The 23,409-nt window shown below is 53.4% G+C and carries 1 protein-coding gene; it reads left to right on the top strand.

From position 1 onward, the window contains the following. Positions 1 to 300 precede the first annotated feature (300 nt). Positions 301 to 23,409, top strand: coding sequence for an SdrD B-like domain-containing protein (locus tag NFR99_RS06550; RefSeq protein ID WP_251353253.1), 23,109 nt, complete (start codon positions 301 to 303; stop codon positions 23,407 to 23,409).

The raw sequence follows: 23,409 nt of genomic DNA, 5'->3' as shown, positions 1-23,409 counted from the left end.
AATGCACAGTTTCGTGCGTGGTTTTGTTTTCAAAGAGACCACATCGAATATGGATAACTGGTCATTTTGTATTTCTGCTAAGTGAAAGGATGTATGGCATGACTGTCATTTTTCGTTAGATTCGGAATCCGTATCTGCAGCAAACAGGTTTTGTCAGAGATAAATTTTTATATTATGTGATGATACGAAATTCAGCACATCCGTTCAGAAATATGAAAGGGGCAGTACGAGTAGCCTTAGGAGTACATTGCTTTTTGTAGAGACTGGAGGATGTGTTTTTATATGAAAGGAAGGGGAAAAATGAAAGAAGGAATAAGGGAAACCATGAAGAGGTGGGTCTGTCTGATACTGGCAGTGGCCTGTGTCCTGAACGGGCTGCCTTATACGCCGATGATAGCGCGGGCGGATGAAGGAGGGGGAGCGGGGCTTCCCGCATTCCGGATGACGTTTGGGCAGGTCGGGGGAGCGGCAAACCAGGTATCGACCGGAGTCTATATGTTAAAGAATGCCGGGCAGGCTACCTACAACCTGTCGCTGAACCCGGGCTACACGTCAGGGGGGGCGCAGGATATTACGGTAACGCTGGCGTCGCCGTACCTGGTGTATGACGCGGAAGGGAACCTGACGACTACCTTTGAAGCGCCGGAAGATTATACGGCTGCGGGCAGGAGCGTGCGAACGACGATCGTGGATGTACCAAATGGAAACTGGTATGTGGAAGGTACGGAGAGCACGGTGCTTTATACGGCGGCAGGGGAGATTATGCCCTATCCTGAGGGGAAAACAAGTTGGAAAGGAGAGGCGCTGGTTCCGCCGCTGGTAGATTCCGTAACGTTTACCGGGATGGTAGAAATAAAAATCATAAGCACAGCATGGCAGGGGCCGAATGCCGCTGCTATACAGCTGGGTTCTAAATTTTATGGTGATGTGCCGGAGAACGCGAGCGCGTCGGTAGATGCGGGTCTGAGCTACAGGACTTATAAAGATGCTGCGGGGAATATTATAAACGGGCTCCAGGTAATAAAGCTGGGTGGAAACCCGAATATTGACAATGGGGACTATAACTCTATCGCATTTATTAACAGTAACCTGGACTGGAGCGCTGCAATCAATGCGATCACGCATCCGCCAATGTGGGATCAGTATAACTATATGACCTACCGGGTGACGGTAGAGAATATTTCGGCAAAGCCGGAGAGTTTCCTGGACGGCTTTGATCTGAACCTTTCGCTGATGAACGGAAATGACGGTTCCAGCGGTATCCTGCGGAAAGATATGATGGCGTGGAAATGTAACGATGACGGGACGCTGACAAAAAATACCGATTTGAGTATTGAGGCTACCCAGTATGCCTACTCCGGGAAGCCGGGGGAGGGAGGCGTACTTATCTGGGACGTGACGGATGTTCCGGAAGCGGAGCTGTCAGAGTGGAACCTTGATGACTTTTCAAATATTAATGCGCCGCTGATTCCTTATTACTATCCTATGGAGGCTACGCTCAATATTAAATTTACGGATATGCCGCTGTATTCCCCGCATGATCCAAATCCTGCGAGACATGCCCAGAGGGTTTTTTACATAGCGGTACCCTATCCGAACAATTTCGGGGGTAACCTGTTTAACGCGACGACGCTGCGTCCTACCATTTTCTTCGGTAAGACGGCGGATCGTGTGACAGGGTATTCCTGGAGTAAGGAGTACAGGGATACTACGGCGTTTGACAAGACGGTAATAAATGTGACGCAGAATAAATATGTCCTGAATGATGCGGGAAATCAGGTAAAAACGATAGAAAGCGGAATCGGGCAGCTGGCGTCTTACTATCTTGACAGTTTTGAAAATAAAGGAAATGTGCCGATCTTTGATTCTTATGCGCTGGATACCATTCCGAATCATTTCCAACTGGAGTATATTAAAATCTATCTGGAGGACGGTATGGAGCTGGAAGACTGGTTCCGTGCGGCAAAAGATGGCCCTCTGCTGGAGATGGAGGTACAGGCAGGAGATGGAACCCTTTCCTGGGTATCCTGCGGCACTCTTGGAGGCGCACAGACGGAGGCGGATGGAGGAACCAGCTATACCATTACTCTGGGGGAAGAGATGGAGCAGTGGCTGGCAGGGAATAAAGGCAAATCGTTTACCAGGAGAATACGGCTGAACTTTATGCACCGTATCCGCAGCGGCCTGAAGTTTAAAGGGAAAGTTGAAGTTGCAGGCTATCCCCTGCAGGCTGTCAGCTATGTGAATAATGTACAGACAAATTATCAGCAGTGGACGTATTATGACAGCCTGATTGAATATGACGGGGCGGGGGGGTATAAGAAGAGGGACTTGAACAGCACGGCCAGCAAGGCAACGATCAATGCGAAGCCGACGAACCCGGCAGTGGCCGCGTCAGGGCTGCGCTATGAAGATGGCGCAGTGGTGGAAAGCGCCAAGACGGTCCAGGTCCCGATGAATGAGGAGAAGGGCGCGTACCGTTACCTGCTCACAAACAACAGCCCGTCAAAGATGAGCCCGGCGATCTTCTACACAGACGGTAATTTCTTAGGGCGCGATTCCCACAACCAGTGGGGAGGCTTCCGGGCGAGGGAGGTGCGCCTGAGCGCAGGGCTTTTGCAGCAGTCAAAGATTGCATCCATAGTTTTTACAGATGCATCAGGAGGCACATGGAGTATTCCGGGGGGCAGCCTGAATGGCTATATACAGGATGGAGACGTGGTACTGGGGTATGACGTGTGGAAAAACCACACGCCCGATCTGCAGAAAATCCAGGTTTTGTTTGACGGATTTGAATCTGATGTGACTGCAGCGGAGGACTGCCGGATTGAGATTAAGGGAAGCCCGAATATGGCAGAGCAGCGTACCGTCGCAGGCGTGTGGAGGACCGATTACGACCCGGAACTGGGCGTCTCAAACCGCCAGGGGAGGGACAGCGCGACGCTTACCGTAAAGGCAATCAACCCCCAGATCAGCGGGACTACATATTATAAGGCAGAAGACGGGACTGCAAAGACAGGAAATGTCCCATACCGGGCAGAAGACGCGTGGTACAGTTTCACAGTGGAAAACCGCAGCCCTTCGGCGGCAGAGGATACGAACCTGGAATTCAGCATCAACAGCCTTTCCCAAAAGACAACGGGTATCAGGGGATTTAAGACAAAAGAAATCGTGATTGAGAAAGGCTGGGACCAGGTGGTCACGCCTATGGTGGTCTGGCTCTATGACTGGGACCAGGATCCTCACGGTACAGGGGCGCCGAAAGTTTCCCTGAAATGGGAGGACGTAGAGGCCAGGTATATGGATGCAGACGGAAGGGTAAAGATTCCGCTGTCAGATTTTCCGGAACTTACGGAATTGAAGCAGGTGCGTCTTGTATGTACCCATCTTTTTGCGGATGTGTATGCGAAAGGGCAGAACCCGGAAGACCCGGCACAGGATAATGCGCTCCGGGTGGAGCTGCACGGGACCCCTGACTGGCATAAGACGCTGCAGGCAACGGGCGCTTTACTTCCGCAGAATTATCTGTATTCAGACTTTGGGAAGACACAAAACGTAAATATGAATGTGGCGGAATTTGCGCCAAAGGTGACAGCCTCTACCCATTTAATCAGGAACGGAGTACAGCAGAACGGCGGTTCGGATACGCCGCATACACTGGCTTCTGAAAATAACCGTGAAGTCTGGTATGGGTTCCGGATGGCAAACAGCTCCATCAGCCCGTCCGGCCCGGCATATTCGGATATTAATCTGTCCAGCGTGGTTAACCGGAGCAGCACAGGGACGTCTGTCCACGGTTTTAAAAGTAAGGAAATTGTGATTTCCGCGCAGGCTGTGCAGGCATGTAAGATTGAGGATTTGGAGCTGTATGATTATGCGGATATGAACGGGACAGTTCTGGGCACGCCTTCCGAAGTGGTTACGGCCAGCGTGCTGAAAGGGTATCAGCAGGCAGACGGCAGCATCCGGATCCCGCTGGCGGATTTCCCCGGGATTGCTTATCTCCGCTATATACGGATACATTATGAAGATTTCTATGGAAGCGGGAAAGCGGCGGGCAGCAGTCTGCAGCTTGACCTGTATGGAGACACAGACTGGTTTGGCAACCTGGATGCAAGCGCAAACCTGGTGCAGGATGACGAGGACTACACGGACAATAAGAGCGCGTCGGATTGGGCAAGGTTTGCAGTGGCGGAGTTCGCGCCTGTAGTGACGGCCTCGACTCATTTTATAAAGGACGGCCAGCAGCAGAACGGCGGCTCCAGTTCGCCGCATACGCTGACGGTGGCAAACAATCAGAATGTGTGGTATGGATTCCGGATGGCAAATAACTCCATCAGCCCGTCCGGCCCAAGCTATGCGGATATTAATATATCCAGCGCAGTCAACCGGAGTTCGGCGGGGACGGCTGTTCATGGTTTTAAGAGTGAAGAAATTGTTATCTCTGCACAGACTGCCCAGGCGTGTGAGATAAAGGATCTGGAGCTTTATGACTATGCGGACATGAATGGGGCGAACCCGGGCACGCCTTCCAGGGTATTTACTGCAAAAGAGCTTGAAGGCTATAAACAGGCGGATGGAAGTATCCATATTCCAATGGAAGACATAGCGGAGATTTCATACCTCCGGTATATACGGATACATTTTACGGATTTTTACGGGAGCAGAGATGCGGCAGGGAGCAGCCTGCAGCTCGACCTGTATGGAAATACCGATTGGTTTGACAACCTGGATGCCGTTGGAAAACTTGTGCAGGATGTCCCGGATTATACGGCGAATAAGAGCGCGTCCGACACGGCAAGGTTCAATATCCAGAGGCCCTATTTGGCGCTCCATTCGCATATCCAGTATGTAGATGTAACGGAGAGCTCCCGGGGCGCCGGAACGACGGATGGAAACCAGACCCTGCTTGGAGTGCCGTATGACAGGGATTTTAAACTGTGGGTGCAGATGGAGAATGGTTCATCGCCTGCGGCTTCCGGCTACAGCGTTTTCTCAGTGCTGGACGATGTGGACCTGACGGTTGACCTGCCGATCAGGGACAGTGCAGGCGTGCGTTTTACCGACAAGTCAGGCGCAGGGGCAGCGGAGGCGCATACAGGCTTCCACACGACAAAGACGGTCGTACGCAGGGAACTGCTGGACCAGTACCGCACGATCGGAAGCATACAGCTTGCTGACGTGGACAGCCCGGACAGCCCGGCAGTGCTGACCCCGGTGACGGGAGCGGGCGGAAAGATTACAGGATTTGATGCGGCGGACGGGACACATTTCAATGTGACGGATGAAGGGCTTGTACTGGAAGAGAGCCAGCTTGAAGGACTGGGAATACAGTACCTCGCCCGTCTGCAGGTTTTGGGCGGCCGTGATATGAAAGTGACGGGCAATGCGGACAGGGCGGCGCTGCGCGTTGAGTTCTATGGTTATGAAGATTCAGCGATAGGCACGACAGATACGATGAATGTCCATAGTGAAAACTATCTGGACGGGCTGCGGGAGGACGCTTACCGTGTCAGCGCAAATGACAATACTGCCATCTATATGAGCAAGATGTATTTCGATACGGTGGTATCTGCGTTTTACAATGATGGGGACGCCGGCAAGTTTACGGCAGAAGCCGACGCACTGGAACACATCAGGGTCAATTATGCAGGCGGCGGTTCGTACTGGAATGATAACTCCGAGCTGGAGCTTGGCTATAAAGCTCTGGGATCCTTTGGCATAGATTTCCGGCAGTACCTGAACGTAGGGACGAACCTGCCGGTACCGGCGCCGGACCACGGGAATTATTACCGGCAGGAGCACTATGATGCAGGATGGGTGCGCCTGCAGTCCCTGAATACTGCTGCTACGGTAAATATGAGCATTAACGTTCCTTCGCACATTTTTGATACGTATTACCTGAAAATAAATCCGAATACACGCAGTTATCTTAACTGGATAGAAGTTACCAGGAAGGATGGGACGAAATATCAGGTCCTGCCGGATGACTGGGTGGGGAATGCGGTTGAGACGGGGGCGGCCGGAAACAAGTATTTCCGCATTAACCTGGCGAAAGGCCAGGCGCCGGACTATGGCGCCGATAAAGAGGAATTCTGGACAGACGCTTATGCGTATGATTTGGATGGGCCGGAGAACCCGATTACGAAAATTGTAATTAACATGGATGTGAACCAGGATGGCTTTACCGATGCCAGCAAGACAGCGGCGGGCGTCCCGGACTATGGAACATGGTACAGGGAGAATGACGCCAATACTCGTTCCGCGTTCGAGGTGACCGGGCGCCTCTACAAGACAGGGAAGGCAGAGCTTACGGCAAATACTACGCTGACGATTGGAAAGAGCGGCCGGGTAAAAGAACGTACAGATTCCGGGCAGGAAAATGGCCGCAGGGTGCAGTCCTCCTGGTCTTACTGGAATAATTACAGAAGCTATAGCTGGAATGGATACCATGCGGGAGACTATGAGTCCACTGCACGGGATATGAAATCTACGGCGGTCATGAGTGTAATCCGCGATGATGTATGGGTGAGGAAAGGCGTACACAGCGCTACGGAAACGGAATATGATGATTCAAACGTGAAGTTTGCGGACGCAGACCAGTTTGTCATCAGTTTTCGGCGGGGACCGCGCTATACAGGGAACCTCACGACAGGGCTGAACCATGATTATTCCCAGACCGGAAACTGGGGCGGCTGGTGTTATCAGGATGGATATAACTGGGGAGGACGCATCGGATTTTCCGACAGGATCCTGCTCACGGATACCCTTCCGGTTATTGAGCCGAACAGTGAGTTTAAATATTATGGTTTCCTGACTACCGGGCTGGTAATACAGAATGAAGTGTTTGCCCATATGACGTCCATTACCCTGAACCTGGGCGGCTACCGGGAGATTACAGATGCGGAAGGAAATGTGACGGGATATCAGGCAGACGCATCCAAGACAAAGAGCATCACGCTTACGAAGGAGGAGCTGGGGACGCTGAATGAGCTTTCTTTCTTATATGAATCTGAGGAGCAGACGGAGGACGAAGCAGCAGCGGTCAACCAGATTTGGCTGGAGAAGTGGCAGTTTGTGAACAGCATTGCTATTGATACCAAGGACTGGGGCGGAAATGCGGACTATACGAAGGAGACCGGGCGGACACGCAGCCCGGAAACAGGAGGCGGCGTAAAGGATATCGACGTCGTTGTAAAGGGTAAGCCGTATGTATACGTGAACCAGCCGGCAACAGGTCTGGGCGACAGTATCAGGCATGCCCAGAACAGGATTACACCGACGGATTATTTTGTGTATGATCCGAACACGGCACACACCAGCCCGCAGCACAATACAGAGAGATATTATGTGAGCGACAGCTCCGCGCCGAATCATGGCTGGAGCGATACTTTTGAGACAGCCCATATGAGGGGGTATCTCATACCATACCAGGCGGGGTATGCAGTAACGCCCCGTACCTCCAAATTAAATGATTACCAGGCGGATAACCTTACGCCGAATGTGCAGGAGTACACGGTAAAAATCTGGAACCGCAGGGACGGGAGCACGGAGAGAGACGCCTCTTCCCGCCTGGACGGGGCCTATACAACGAATACGATGAATGCCAGCTTCAATATGCAGAAGCTGTATATCCCGAAAGAATTTATTGACGGGGGATGGTTCCGGGTGAGCCGTCTGCTGCTTACCGGGGCCAGCAACCAGCAGGCGTCCTTTACGCTCGATGAGCTGAAGGCCCTTTTGGAACCGGATGCAAACGGCAAAGATTATGTGCTGGATGTCGAAAAGTACATCCATGATAACCCGGGCATGACGACTGGGTACAGCATTACGCTGCCGGAGGGGACGGCACGTCCTTATCTTAGGGCGCACATTAATTCCTTCCGCCTGGAATTCAAGGCTGTCGCAGGGAACCGCGAGAAGCCGGAGACGGTGCTTCAGGCAGGGGAATACCTGTCGGCGAGCAAAACGGCTTCGGACTATGCATTCCGCTATGACGGTGTGTTTGTGGACCGGACAAAAGAAGTCTTTGAAGGGGAAAATTACAGGGATTGGGATGAGGACTCAACACCGACCTTTGGAAAAAGTCCGAACGGCTATGGGGTTGACGTGCTTATAACAAATAACCTGGCGACAACATTTACCACGATTGACCCGAACCACGGGACATTCAGCGAACTGAGCGGCACGGTGAAGAAAGCCGACAGTTATTTGTCAAACCTGGTAGGGAACCTCCTGGTAAGTGTGACCAGGAACAGTGATACGAATAAGTTTGCTTATGATTTAGACGACTGTTCGGCAGCAGCGCCGCGTACAGAAATCGACAAGGATCATCTGATGCCGTGGGATTATGTGGAATATAAAGTCACGGTACAGTCGGACGCCAGCGCGCCGATTCCCCAGGAAAAAACAGACCTGCGGTTTGACACGGCCACAGGACAACGGATTGTGAAGTGGGAGGTTATCAGCAATACCACGGATATTCCTGCGGATCAGATTACCGCAAATCTTCCGGGGACGGGAGGAGCGGAGCTGACAAAAGGGACAGATTATTCCAGGGATGAAGCTGCGGCGGATGACGCTGCGCTGACAGATATTAAGCAGGTGGTATTCCACCTGGGGACGGAAGGCGATGCGGCACAGATTAAACAGGGCAAGGCGGTGACGCTGCGCATTGTCACCCAGCTGACGGATGAGTTCGGCAAGAATTTCCAGGGGCAGCTTATGACCAGCTGGCTGTATACGACCAGCCGGATTAAACATGGATATACCCAGTACCGGATTAACTATGGCCGGGAGAATATATCCGGCGCCGGAAGAGGGACCGTAAACTATTACCGGAACGAGTCGGATAATGGGACGACAAGCGGAAACAGCAATACGGATGTCAGCTACTGGCGGAATACGGTAAGCAACGTGGTGCTGGACGGGCGCAGCCAGTATGCATCCCGAATAGACGCAGGAGCGCTGTTTACAAGGCTTCGGTCTGATCTGGCGATAAGTTTTGCGTTTGCACCGGAAGCACAGGGCGTTTATGACGGCCAGCCTGGCAAAGTGACCGTCCAGGGCATAAAGAATTATACGCAGCACACGCAGGAGATACAGGAGACGGCCAGCTTTTTGAAAAAGGTGGGAGACCGTTATCTGCAGGGCTTCGAGCTTACAGAGCTGTGCAGCATAGATTACCCGGCGGGACTGGCGGAGAACGCCATCAGCCCCAGGCCCCCGGTCAAGATAGAGTATTATGTACTGAATGAAAGCAGTACAGCAAAGCCGGACGGCTATGATCCCAACGCGTATAACAATATGAGCCGGACGGAGGAAGATATCAATAACGGACAGTGGGTAAACGCCGCAGACTATAAGGACAATCCGGAAGAGTTGGAGGCAATGCTTTCCAGGGTTATCCGGGTACGCTGGACGTACTATGACGTCCCGGCGGGGCAGGCGATGGATAAGGTTGTCTTTAACGGTGTGGGACGCTATCAGGATGAGCGTCTGGGCAATAAAAACACTGCAGCGGCAGATACCTTTACGTCGCTTCTGACGATGGATGAAGTGTACACCCATGTGCATACTGAAGAAGAACATCTGGGAGAAGTGAAAAAGACGGTGATGAACCATGCCGTACAGACGGCCCCGTCTATACGGAGGGAGATTCCGGTCGTACAGTTCCAGACGCAGGTGTTTGGGACAGAGGAAGAGGCATCTGGTGAATACAATCCGTCAAAGGCGCAGAAGACAGGATACCGCCCGAATGAAACGTTCTGGTATAAGAGCACCTTGATAAACTTAAGTACGGCAGCGAGCGGCGAGGCGGTTCAGGGCGCGCTCCTGAACCCGGTATTTTATGATAAATTCCCATCCCAGTATGCGGACCAGACAGCTTTGGAAGCCGCCGCAGGCGGGGATATGAGCGGGCTGCACATTGTCTGGACGGATGCAAACGGGCAGGTAAAAAATGCAGATGCCGACTGGGAAGTAACGAACTTGGGTACGGTGACTGCACCAGACTATGGCGGCGCGATGGTCTATATGGACCATGCGTCGACAGGCTACGGCGGCTCAGGCTATGGCGGGAAAGAGTACAGGGATTTGGATCCGAGGGCTGCCGGAGTGTCCAAAGAAGCAGAGTATACCGTATACAGGATTTGTCCTGTAAGCGGGGCAGACGGGAAGCTGCGCATGGAAGTGGGAGATCAGATATCTTTCTACTATTCGGCAACAGCACATCAGGACGGACTGCCTATGGTTATGACTGACCAGGACAGGAACCTGGGCACAGCGGCGGATCAGTCCCCTTCGTATTTCCCAAGGGTAGGCGAATACTGGTCCCAGGGGTATACGGGGCAGGCCTGGCCCCTTGCGACAGGGAATAACAGCGGAGGGATGATAAACCGCCAGCTGGAGACGGCGGATAAACTGATGGATATGGATCACCTGATCCATGACGTAGGATTTTCGGGTGACAAAAACGATCAGATTGACAGGTATGAGATGTTCGGCAGGAGTAAGCTGTACATCCCCGGAACGGCGAATAATGGAAGCGCCTGGGGCAATGACGGCCGGTTTATGGACTATGATATAGCGACAGGATCGTATGTCCAGAGGGCAGTCTATACGCCGATACTTGGCTCAGGGAACATAGACGGGCTTCCTGTCCAGATACAGTATAGGGGGGCAGATAATGCAAACCGCGATTACTATGCGTATGTGACAGGCCCGAGGACAGCATCCAGCCAGAACTGGGAGCAGGCCGGCGAGGGTGAGGAGCGCACGCCGATTGTATGGAGCGAGGTGCGGACGCATCTGCAGAAAGCATGGCTGAACGCGGCGAGCCAGATGATTCCTGACCTGGCAAATGAGAACGGATATTCCCAGTTCAATGTCCACGACGCAGCGAAGCGTTATCTGGCAGGGAAGCATTATCCGAATGACTGGCCGCGTTCTGGAAGCTGGGAGTCCTATATCCGCTCCGCGAATGATTACCTGTTCAACCGCTACATTACGATGATGGAGTACCAGCAGACGTATACGGCGCGGCTCACCGCAAGCAATTATGGCGACTGGGGCCTGGACGGGGTAGAATTTACCTATACGTTCCCCTTGGGGACAGAGCCGCTGAGGGATGCGGACGGGAACCTCCAGATAGCCGGGAAATACCTGACGGCGCCAAATACCTGGGGCGCGGACATCCCGGCTGACGCTATCCATGCAGAACTGGTCCAGACGCCGGAAAATGACAAGGGGTACCGGGCGCCAAACCAGGTGCAGGACCCGCAGTGGAACGGCACGATGGATACAAGTTATTACCAGGGGGAAGATACAGTACCTTATGTGGTGAAGATTGCCGTAAGCCATCCGCTGAAACGCTGGTTCGGAAGAGGCAGTGGTTCGGGGTATCAGATGAGGCTGGATATCAAGTGCCATGTGCAGAGCACAAGTACAAATGGCAGGTGGTACGACAGGCTCCGGGTGAAACCGGCCATTACAGGTGAGAACTACTATTATTACCAGATCTATGATATTTCTCAATGGTGCGGCGCGAACCGTTATAAAGACGCCCATTACCAGATCCACGGAATGGACTACATGTCCTCCTGGTCAAGCAGCGGCTATTATAATTACGTGAACCCGACAGGGTCTCCGAATACGCCGAGTGTGGACGGATATAACGTCCAGTGCAGCGAGGCACAGGAGACGGCGGACGGTTCCGACGGAGTGAACACCAATAAAACTTACGGGGCGTACCGGACGGGGGCGAAAGCAGATCTGTGTGCTGTAACGGGAACCCGGGCAGAGATGAGGAAGCCTGTGATGCGCCTGTGGTCTACCGTCAGTGACACGGCAGATACAGACATGACCGGCAGGTCAAGGGCCGGTTACTATGTGGATACCGAAGGCGATACCGCACGGATCAATGTGAATGTAGAAAACCGCTACTGGATACATGAATACAGTGACGGCGGCTACTATGGGCTGAGTTCATCCCTGCACAGCAACAGCTATTCCATAAATGGCGGTTCTATGGGCACCTTGTACCATCCGGTAATAAGCGTGCTGCTTCCGGCGGGCATCGTTCCGATGGCTGCGGACGGCAAGGCCTATACGGAGGATAATGCATCGAATGCCGTGCGCCCGATTGCATGGGAGCTGAACAAGAGGGCAAATCCCCAGGTAAACACGATTTCCCCGGCGGACGAGGCAGAGAAGCAGCTCTACGACGCAGCAGTGCAGTATGTGGAGATACCGGAATATGAAGACGGGGAGGCTACGGGGAAGACGGAAGGACGCTACCTGGTGAGGATTGAGGCAAACCTGAATTCCCACGGCGATTTGGCGCAGAAGAATTTAGAGGCCAGGATCCTGTCAGGGGATTTGAGGATTTTCTCCTTCAAAGTATTTGCAGAGGAGCTTCCGAACCTGTCTGTGAAGGGTACGGATGGACAGACGAAACGGGATACTACGAAATATAGGCAATATGAAGATATCCGGACCTACCTGGGCAGTAAGATGGATGGGTTCAGTTATTTGTGGGACAATGGCGGACGTTACAGGGTAGGGACTTATCTGGAGCTTTCAGGTTCTTCAAACTATCAGATGAATGATGTACTGCGTCTGGACCGGGTAGCGAATTATCTGGAAGGAGACCTGAATGCGGATCCGACATATGGAAGGCGGGCTTTCTTTGACAGCGGCTGGGCGTACGAGGAAACTTCTGAGTTTAACGTGGAGCATTACGCGGCGAATATCAGAAACCCCCTGATACTGACAGAGGAGCAGAAAGACTTTAATGCCAGCGGCGCGAATACGCACCCGGATACAGGGGATAAGACGCTGCAGGTTTCGGATAAAGGCCTGTACAACAGGACCCGGCTGTATACAAAGATGCCGCGCGTGACTTCGGACAGCACGGTAGGGTTTACGAAAAATGAAGCCGGCATGGGATACAGCATAAACAGCAGCACGAAACTGCCAAATACGTATCCGGATGCAAATACGCCCCTGGAATATGGCGATGTACTCTGGTACACATCCAGGATATGGAACCATCCGGCATCCGCTTCGGATTACCGCTATGGAGGCGCGCTGCACCATTCCAAGCTGACGTTTGTATTCGACCTGCCCCGGGAGGTTACGTTCTGGGATGAGGATGACACCTATGATAAAGATGACATTATTGTAGAATATTACGATGCGCGCAAAGGCGGGGATCCGGTTACGGTATCCATGGAGGAGCTTTTGGCGGAGGAATCCGGCTGGAACCTGGATATCAGGCATAAAACAGATTATCACGAGCTGGATAACCCGTCAGGACTTCCGGAGTATATGAATACGGATAAAGAGAAGCATCATGAAGCGGAGAGCGTGGTGGTAGAGCTTAACACGCCGGCCGATGAGAATTATCATGGTTATGACTCCATGTATGACGGAGCGATGCCCGGAGGCCATCTGAGTACAGGAAGCTGGGTGCGCGTGAGGATAAAGACGAGGGTAGATAACCTGGGCGAAGAATCCAGTGTCTATACGGAGCCTGACCTCTGGTCTGCCGAGGACTGCCAGACCTATGTGACCGTACATGAAATGGACGGACATTTTAATGAAGATTCGGATCAGCTGCAGGATCAGCCCCAGGATCTGATACTCTGGATGTCACAGGCGAAGGATGCGGAGGCTGAGCCTGGAGAAGGCGCAGAAGACTCAAAAGACGCTGTAGATCATGACAGGGACGGGGATTATGCGGATGTGTATACCGCGGCGAGGACGGCAGCGTTCAAGCTCCGGAAACCGGACGGCGTCGCCCGTGTGGATACAGGCATCAAGAGGACTTCCATCCTGGATGAGGATGAGCAGGTGGTCACGGCGACAGACATCCATACAAAAGGGGCGACCCAGATCCAGTACCTGATCGACCAGGCGCAGAACAAAGGCGGCGCAGTGAACCGGTTTATTGTTGACTTTGCACTGCCGTTTCATGCGACAAATGAGCCTACGGGGGAAATCGCGCCGGTCACAGGCTCAGAGGTTACGCCAAGGATACGTGAGATCCGCACCGGTGTGTGGGAAGTGCCGGATACCCTGGCGGAAGAAGAGAAAGAGGTTCTGGAGCAGCAGCTCAAAGTTTATGTGTTTGCCCGTACCAGCCCGGATCCCCACGCAGAGGACGGCTACCTGTACCCTGATTCCCAGGAGGACAGGGCAGCCTATGATGACGGTTCCTGGATACAGCTTGGCAAGCAGGAGGGATACAGCCTTACGGAGAACGGGACAATCCGGGATTCGAGGGACGGCATCCCTGCGAATATACGCCAGGTACGCTTTGTGGTAAAAGCAGGGCTTAATTATGCAGACAATGTGGCGCCCGTCTACCATCCGGTGCCGTCAGGGTTCCGTCTGGCAGTAGATGCCGACCCGGATACAGACGGCTCCCAGGAGATGGATGATGTGGACCCGATGCGCCTGAATGTAGAAGAGGTAGCAGAGGATGTCAAAAGGAACTGTGCCTATGTACAGGCGGCAACATCTTCCGGTGATCCAACGGTAGTTATCCATTCGAACTACTTTGTACAGTGTCTGACACGGTATGATGATTTGAAATACCTGGAGATGGGAAAACGGGCGCGTGCCGGAATTTATGTAGACCCTGAGCTTCCGTATTTCGGATTCCGGATGGAAATGAGTTATTTCGGCGGTTCTGGTATTACAAGCTACCACTGGAGGAAGAATGAAGGCGGCCTGATCATAGACCCAAGCACGAGCAAGATGATGAAGTACCGTGTGACTGCGGTAAATTACAGTGTTGAGCAGCTCGACCAGAAAAAGTATACCTGGCCGGTGCGGACAGAGACAGACAGCGAAGGGAATATCGTGCAAAAGGAAATAAAGGAAGAGGATACGCTGACAGACCCGAACATTTCCGTAGTGGTCCCGTATATCCAGAACCTGAAAGACCTGACGTATGTCCCATACTCCAGCCTGCTGGGGGACGACCCGGATTATTTGAGCGACAGTTACTCAAAAACGGGGGGAAGCCCGCAGAATCCGCTGAAAAATCTGGACGATGCAGTTCCCCACTGGACTTGGACCCTGGTGCAGGATAAGATAGACCCTGATACAGGTGAATTGATTCTGGACGAGGAAGGGCAGCCGATACCAGAGCTGGTAGACAGCGATGATATAGAAGTAGAATTGTCAGAAGACCCATACTTTGTGGATAAGGTGGTTAACCTGGCGACCGGGCGCCAGCGGCGGATAGCGCTGTTCAAGTTTAAAGGCAGGCTGTGGCCCGGCCAGCGCCTGATGATAGAATTCATGATGCCAATCAATGCAGACAGGGGCGCCGCTGTTTCCCAGGAGCTGATGGAGTCCTATGGCTATGGGTTAAAAAAGGGCAACTATACGCCGTATATCCCGACGGCGGAGGACGGGTTCGGAAGCTGCGGCCTGGTAACAGACTCCCGTGATGTGAACGACAATGGGATGACCGTGGAAATGTCCTTACGGCGTACGATTTCAGGGCTCAGCTTCAAGGAGGAACCGACCCTCAAGCAGATCAAGAAGGTAGACAGCCAGATCCACAGCGACTACGATTATAACAGCGGCCCGGCCAGCGTGCCGGAAGGGACGGACTATACGTTCCATGTATCTGTCATGAACCAGTCTACCGGGGACCCGAAAGAGCACAGTGAAGTATCCCTGTATGATGTGCTCCCGCACCTGGGGGACAGTCAGACCTATAGCGGCGACACCGCAAATAACCAGATCCCAAGGGATTCCTCATGGAACGGCTGGCTGCTGCCGGATTCGATCGAGGTAAGGGTATATGACCCGAACAAGTCTACGGAGTTCCCGGAAGGGGAGCTGCTGGAGATGACGAAGGATGCGGCGCACCCGAAGGACTATGATATATGGGTAGGCCCCTTTGAACAGACAGGAAATACCTATAAGCCATTAGATGTCTCTGCGCTGCCGCCATATAAGGCGGATGAGTCCCAGGGCATGGAGTTCGGAACCAAGGATATGTACTTCTACGGCGTCCTGATCGGGGATGACGCCAGGAAGAAGAGCCGGAAGATGGTGAGGCTGGCAGACCTGATTGCCGCTACGAAAAATAATCCGGACGCGTATGAGGCTGCCATTAAGGCGATACGTTCCATCTGGATGGAGATGGAAGATAAGAGTTACTATATCAAAGACTATAACCGTATTGAAATGAGCTACTCCATGCACGCACCGCTGAACGTGCCGAAATACGTAGGGGATGTTTCAGGAGACGCCAGCACACAGTTCATTGATTCCAAGGGTTACTGCGGATGGAATACTTTTGTACACCATGCCGTGGGCGCAGGCATGACCGGAGAGAACAGTAAAGCCGGAGTATATCTGAATGCGCCGGAAGGCAGGGGGTATATCGGAAGCTATATATGGCATGACTTTAACTATGATACGCTGATGAATGAGGCAGAATACGAAGAAGGCACGAACGGGCGGCTCCAGGTATCAAAACTTACGACAGACCTGGACTTCGACGGTATACCGGATGACCCGGGAATCAACCATGTGAAAGTGGAGCTGCTGAGCGAGAATGGCTATGTGGTGAACCGGAACGGCGAGGCTATTACAGAAGTGAAGCGTGATGGGGAAGGCGTGAAGTATGCGCTCATTGACGAGGCTACGGGCGAGATACAGACAACTGGTGAGAACCAGATTAACCGTTACACGGACTGTGGGCCGGCAGCGGCTTATATCTCAGAGAGCGACTACTTCGGGCACAAAGGCTACTACATGCTTTCAGACCTGAAGCCCGGCAGATACAGACTGCGGTTTACCTTCCCGGAGAGCCTGGCGAACTATGCGGTAACGACGCTGGATATCGGTGACACAAAGACAAAGCTTGATATTTACCGTAAGGGTGACACGCTCCCTGACCTGGGGAATGAAGGCGTAGGAGATGCGCCGGGAGATGCGATGGCAGTGACCAGCCTGGTGGCGCAGACAAGGGATGTGATCCAGGTAAATGCGGCAGATATGGATGACACTACGGTGGGCGCAGACGGGCTGACGCCACACCAGCGTTATGACCTGGCCATGACTTCCTACAATGTGGGAATCGGCAGGCCGCATACGATAGGCGGCTGGGCATGGTTTGATGAGCACATGGACCCGGACAGCGGGGAGGATACGCCGGATATCGACGGTTTCATGGATGACAGCGAGGATAAGCTCGGAAAAGTACGGGTGACGCTGTATGAGTATGACCCGGATACAGAAGAGCTTAAAGAAGCAAACGACATTGACGGAAAGCCGGCATCTATCCTGACAGAAATTACAGATGTTTCAGATTTGGCCAGTGCGGAGAACGGGAAGTTCGCGTTCCGGGTACGCCCGGGATGGTATCTGGTTAAGGCAGAGAATGAAGATGACGCGGTTATTTTAAAGCCGACGCCTTACAAGCACAATGACAGTGCCCTGGCGGCAGAGAACGACAATGATTTGGAGAAAGTCGGCCTTTCCATGCAGACGAAGCCTTTCGAAGTGCAGTATGAGCTGGGAGAAGACGGCAGGCCGCTGTATGACGCGCTTGGCCAGGGATATAAGCATAAGATGCAGCTGGGGCTTGGCTTTGTAGATGCCGGAAGAGGCTTCCTGGGCGATACGATCTGGAGTGACGGGAACTACAACGGCATCCAGGAAGGGCTGGAACCAGGCATCGGCGGCGTGGCCGTGACTGTGGAGAGGTATTACTGGGATAATGAGGCAATGCAGTGGAAACAGCAGGAGGAGCGTTTTACATCCCAAAAGACGACTACGGATGCCGGGAATTTCGTGTTCCAGGAAAAAACCACCTATACGCCGGATGGCGGGCCCGCCTGCCTGGCAGGATACAGGCTCCGCATTGATAAGGATGTTTTAGAGGGGCTGCCTGCGCACTATGCGGTCACTAAGTATCAGAACAGGCCGGATAAAGAGCTTGGCGAAGAGCTGGACAGCGATATGCTGACGGAGGCGAAAGACACGCCGGACGGAAAGAAAGCATATTATCTGACGGATATCGACATGATGCCAATCGTGCTGGCTAATGAGGCGCAGGAGGGGGCAGATCCCAAAAACCTGATGCCTTACGGAAGGAAGCTTTACGATGTGACGGATGGCGGCAGCCGGCTGATTCACGACGGCGGCTTGAAAGAGTTCGAGAAAATCCAGGTGAAAGGTATCATCTGGAATGACAGGGACTACGACGGCATCCGCAAAACGGAAGTGGATCCAGATGATCCGGACGATATGGCGGAGCCGGGCATTCCAGGCGTAACCGTGGTACTGGAACGGTATATCCGGGATTCCGGGGACTTCCGCAAACTGGATGAAAGGGAAGCCGTTACAGACAGCACAGGGCACTATACCTTCAATAATGTAGGGACTTACTATGAAGACCCGGATGCAGGAAGCTGGCATGTGACGTACTACAGGCTGAAGCTTAAGGAGCTTCCGGAGGGCTACCGTGTCACCAGGTACCACCAGGGAAAGGATACGTCTGTGGACAGCGACCTGGCAGTGACAGACCTGTACCTGACAAAAGGAACGGCGCCTGTGGAGAAGGATTACTTCGCAGCGGCAAGCACATCCAGACAGCCGCATAATGAGGACTACTGCCTGAATGAAGGAAAGGTTAAATATGACATCGTCCAGGGCGGCGGAAATATAGGCGGCTATGACGGCGGCCTGAAAGGGCCGGAAACAGGAAGCCTGTCAGGGCTTATCTGGAAGGAGAAAGCGTATGACGGCATCCATCAGGAAGATGAAGAGGGCTTCCCGGGATTAACACTTACCATTGACCAGTATTACCTGGATGCAGATGGAGAGTGGACGAAAGAACAGGCAGGATATGCACAGGCAGTTACGGAGGATGACGGCGGATACCTCTTTGAAGGGCTCCCGGTGCATATCGAGAAGGAAGGAAAGTGGTATCTGGCAGGGTATAAGATGACGCTGCCGCGCCAGGAGAAGATAACAGGTTATGAGACCACCTGGTACCATAAAGGGCAGGATAATGAGATCGACAGTGATGCCGTGGGTACGATGGATTTAGGCGAAGATTACCCGCTGGTAGACCGCGACGGGACAACGGAACGGGAATTCAGCGTGACGGCAAAAGAGGCGGCAAAAGGGACGAATGATGACAAAGGCGCATATGTGTTTGAATACGCAGGCAGGGAATATGATATCCTGACAGGGACCAATGCGCATGGCCCGGATGTGGGCCTGAAAGAGCTGGAAACGACCACCATGTATGGCTGGGTATGGAATGACAAGGATTATGACGGCATACGGCAAAGTGATAAGACCGTGGACGTCCCAATCGAAGGGCAGACGGTATACCTGGATCAGTACTATCTGTCAAAGAAGGGTGAGTGGGAGCAGTCCCAGGCCGGATATGCCACGACGCTTACTGACGAAAACGGAAGGTATGAGTTTGCGGATATCCCTGCGATGCTGGAAGTCGGGAATGTAAGGCGGCTGACAGCATACCAGGTGCGGATGGATGCCATGAACCAGGGCTGGACGCTGACGAAGTATCGCCAGGGAAAAGAAAGCCTCAAGTGGAGTGATTTAAGGCAGGAGGATCCGGATGCGGCAGCTGCCCGGGAAGGTGTAAAAGCAGTGCAGGATGGGCCGGAAACGGGCGAGCCGGGCGAAACGAAGCCAGAAGAAGGAAAGCCGGATGAAATGAAAGTCCCGCTGACCCTGATGGAGGATGAGGAATTCCTCCCGGCGGCTGATGAAGTCGAACGGGCACACAGCAGCTACTGCGTGATGGCGCCAGACGGAAAGATTTACGATATGCTGGCGGCGCCGGAGACGAAGGCCAGCGGAAATGCGGGAGAGCTGCCTTACGCGACGGGAAGCATCAGCGGATGGGTCTGGGAAGACAAGAATTATGACGGCATCCAGGATCCGGACGAAAAACCGGTTACAGAGGCATTGACAGTAAAGCTGGAGCGTTTCATTTATGAAAACGGAAACTGGGTGAAAGATGACGGGTTTGCAGGCAAAGAAGCCCGGACGGATGCCGTGACAGGAGGCTACCGTTTTGATAAACTGCCGACCCATCAGGATGCGTACGACGAGGATGGGAATATCATACTTGGCAATTTCAAAATCTATGGCTACCAGGTACGCATCGATATGGACAGATGCGCGGCAGACGGCCTGTGGGATACCTATGCGGTGACGAAGTACCGGGCAGGAAGCAACCGGGCGAAAGACAGCGACTGGATCATCTCGGATGATGCGGACAGCGGCAGGCTGACGGCGGCGGATGAATACATCGTGGTAGCTGCAGAGGCAGGGGAGAATGCAAACCCCGTCAATGTGGCGGAGGTGGAGGGAATCTCCTATGATGCCTGCCAGGGCACGGATATAGACGGGCTGGATGCAGGGCTGAAACGCTATGAGGATGCGGCACTGCTTGGCATAGTCTGGAAAGACGCCAACCATGACGGCATTCTGGGCGAAGGCGAAGAGAAGATAGAAGGACTGGAACTGGTATTGACCCAGGCATACTATAAAGATGGCAGGTGGACGGAGGCAGAAGGCTTCAGGCAGGAGAAAAAGACGGGAGAGGACGGGACGTATAAGTTTGGGAACCTTCCGGCATCCCTGAATATCGACGGCACACGCTGTCTTGCAGGCTACCGGCTTCATGTAGACGGGGACGGTGCGATACTGGCGAAAGTGCTCAAACAGTATGCCGTGAGCAAATACATGGTTGAGGACGGCAGCGAGAAGGACAACAAGCTTCTGTGGGAAGGGCTGCATATGTCCTGGCCCGAAGAGGAGAACAGCGGCTGGCTGGTATTTGCGAAGGAAGCTGCAGGCGGTTTTTCAGGCAACAGCTACAATTACCGTCAGGCTGGCGGCAGGAATTACGACCTGGCGTACTCGGAGGATATCGGCAGCATGAATGCCGGGTTCTCCCCATACCAGACAACTTCCATTACAGGAACCGCCTGGACAGAGGATTATGATGAGAAAGGCGAAGCCGATGGAATCCGTCAGGAGACGGAGAAGCGGCAGGCAGGCATAAAAGTATTCCTGGATCAGTACTATCTGGATAAGGGCAAATGGAAAAAAGCGGATAAGTGGATTTCCTTTATGAGCGCCCAGCCGGAACAGGAACCGGAGCCAGAGCCGGAAGGCAGGAAAGCAAAACGCCGGGAGGCGGAAGCAGACGGGAATCTAGGAGGAAACACAGGTGAAAACCCAGACGGGAATCCAGGAGGAAACACGGGTGAAAACCCAGACGAGAATCCGGGAGGAAACACGGGTGAGAACCCAGATGAGAATCCGGGAGGAGATGCGGGTGAAGTTCCCGATGACGGCCTTGAGGACAGACCGGTATCTGTGCCGGATAAAGACGGGCTGGTCACTGCAGTAACGGATGAGAATGGCGTTTATCGGTTTGACGGACTTCCTACTAACGGAATCTTGAAAGAAGCAGGCGGCACGGAACGCAGGGTTATCCTGGGATATAAGCTGAGGGTTCCGGAGCTTCCGGAAGGCTTCGATGTCACTTGGCATCTGGCAGGAGATGGCGTGATGGACAGTGACTTGGATGAAGCGACCACGGAAATGACGCCTGAAATCCTGGTGGCGCCAAAGACTGCAGATCCGGAGGAGACAGATGAAAACAAGCTGGACGGCTACAGCATTGTGCTGGCAGAGAGCTATGACGGCATTGATGCCGGGTTCATGCCTTACAGGGGAAGCCTGGTCGAAGGAATCGTGTGGAACGATAAGGACTGGGACGGCCTGCAGGGTACAGAACCGGGGCTGGAAGGCCATAAAGTATATCTGGACGTAATGATTGAAGGTACGGACATTGAGGAAGGGGATACGGCCTCAGGACTGGCGTTGTTTGCAGACAAGGAAGAGGAAGACCCTGATAAGGAACCGCCTGAAGGCACAGGCGGGGAAGATCCGGATAAGAAGCCGTCTGAAGGCACAGAAGGAGCCGGGACAGATGAAAACGCGCCGGACAGGAAAGCGGTGAAACGTACGGCAGATACAGAAGCAGGTACAGAAACAGAGAATAAGGATCCATCTGAGGGAGCAGGAGATAAGAATCCGTCCACCGGGGAGGAAGACCCGGATAAGAAGCCCGATGAGACGCCGGAAGAGCCGGAGTGGATATCACCTGTCGAGACAGATGTGCCGGGCGAGGAGACAGACGGAATCCTTCAGGATGGCGTCTACCGGGCATATGCATCCTGTACCACGGATGCGGAAGGGAACTACCGCTTTGGGGATGTGCCCGTACTGGACAGAAAGACCAGGCGGCCGTACAGGTACAGGCTGCGCATGGAGAAACCTTCCAATGCATACTATGTGCCCCTGAATGCTGGGGACGACAGTGTGGATAACGATTATGCCCACCTGAATCTGGCAGGATACCTGACCGACCAGGCACAGGGCATCACCCGGAGCTTCCGGCTGGGCGGGGCGGCAGAGAAAGAGAACGCCTATGGCTACAGCTACCACATGGGCTACACCACCGTGCAGGATATGCTGGACTTTGGGCTGCATGTACTGGATACGGAAACCGTAGTGGCAGGAAGTGTGTTTGTGGATGAAAACAAAGACGGCATACGGAACGGGGAAGAGCAGGGAAGGAAGGCAGTAAATGTCATCCTGTACCGCTATGACGCGGCTGCACAGATGTGGAAAGAGACGCCGGATGCGGACGGGAAATCCCGTATACTGACGGAGGAAGACGGGCGCTACATGTTCCGCGTCCCTGTGGCAGATATGGAAAAGGAATCCAAAGAATATCTCACACCGTACCGCTATCGTGTATCGATTATGAAGCCGAAGGACGATGCAGCCTTCTCCGTGAAGTACCCTGGAAGGCAGGCCACCAATGCGGCGGCGCTGGGGGCCGGGCTGTATGATGCATCAGAGGACTACCAGGCGCTGGCAGAAAAAGTCAATGACTTCAATGATGCGACAACGATGGAAGGGAAAGAGGAGAGCGGGCTTCCCGCCGCAGGGCCGCAGCTGGTAATCAGCAGTGAGTTCGAGCTGGCGGAAGTACACCGTGACTACTATCTGGGACGGGACGTAGTTTCCCTTGACCAGATACATGTGGACATCGGCCGCGGCGCGGCGCTTCTTGAAGATGGCGGCGAGGGCATTACCGCAGATATGGAGGTATGGCCGCTGCCAAAGAACCAGCCGTATGTACCGGGCACAGAGCCTTTAGAGACAGAGACAGACGACCCGGTGGAAACGGTACGTACCGGGGATGATACCCAGATAGGGAAATATATCCTGGTGCTGGCGGTATCAGGACTGATGATAGGGCTCCTGGTCTTCTTCAAAAAGCGTAAGAAAGAGGACGAAGAAAGCTAA

This window comes from Hominisplanchenecus murintestinalis (genome assembly GCF_943193015.1).
Lineage (GTDB): Bacteria > Bacillota > Clostridia > Lachnospirales > Lachnospiraceae > Hominisplanchenecus_A > Hominisplanchenecus_A murintestinalis.
This window is presented reverse-complemented; position numbering and strand designations above follow the sequence as displayed.

Excerpts from the sequence above, each read along its gene's own strand:
- NFR99_RS06550 (WP_251353253.1), top strand. The coding sequence starts at position 301 with ATGAAAGAAGGAATAAGGGAAACCATGAAGAGGTGGGTCTGTCTGATA.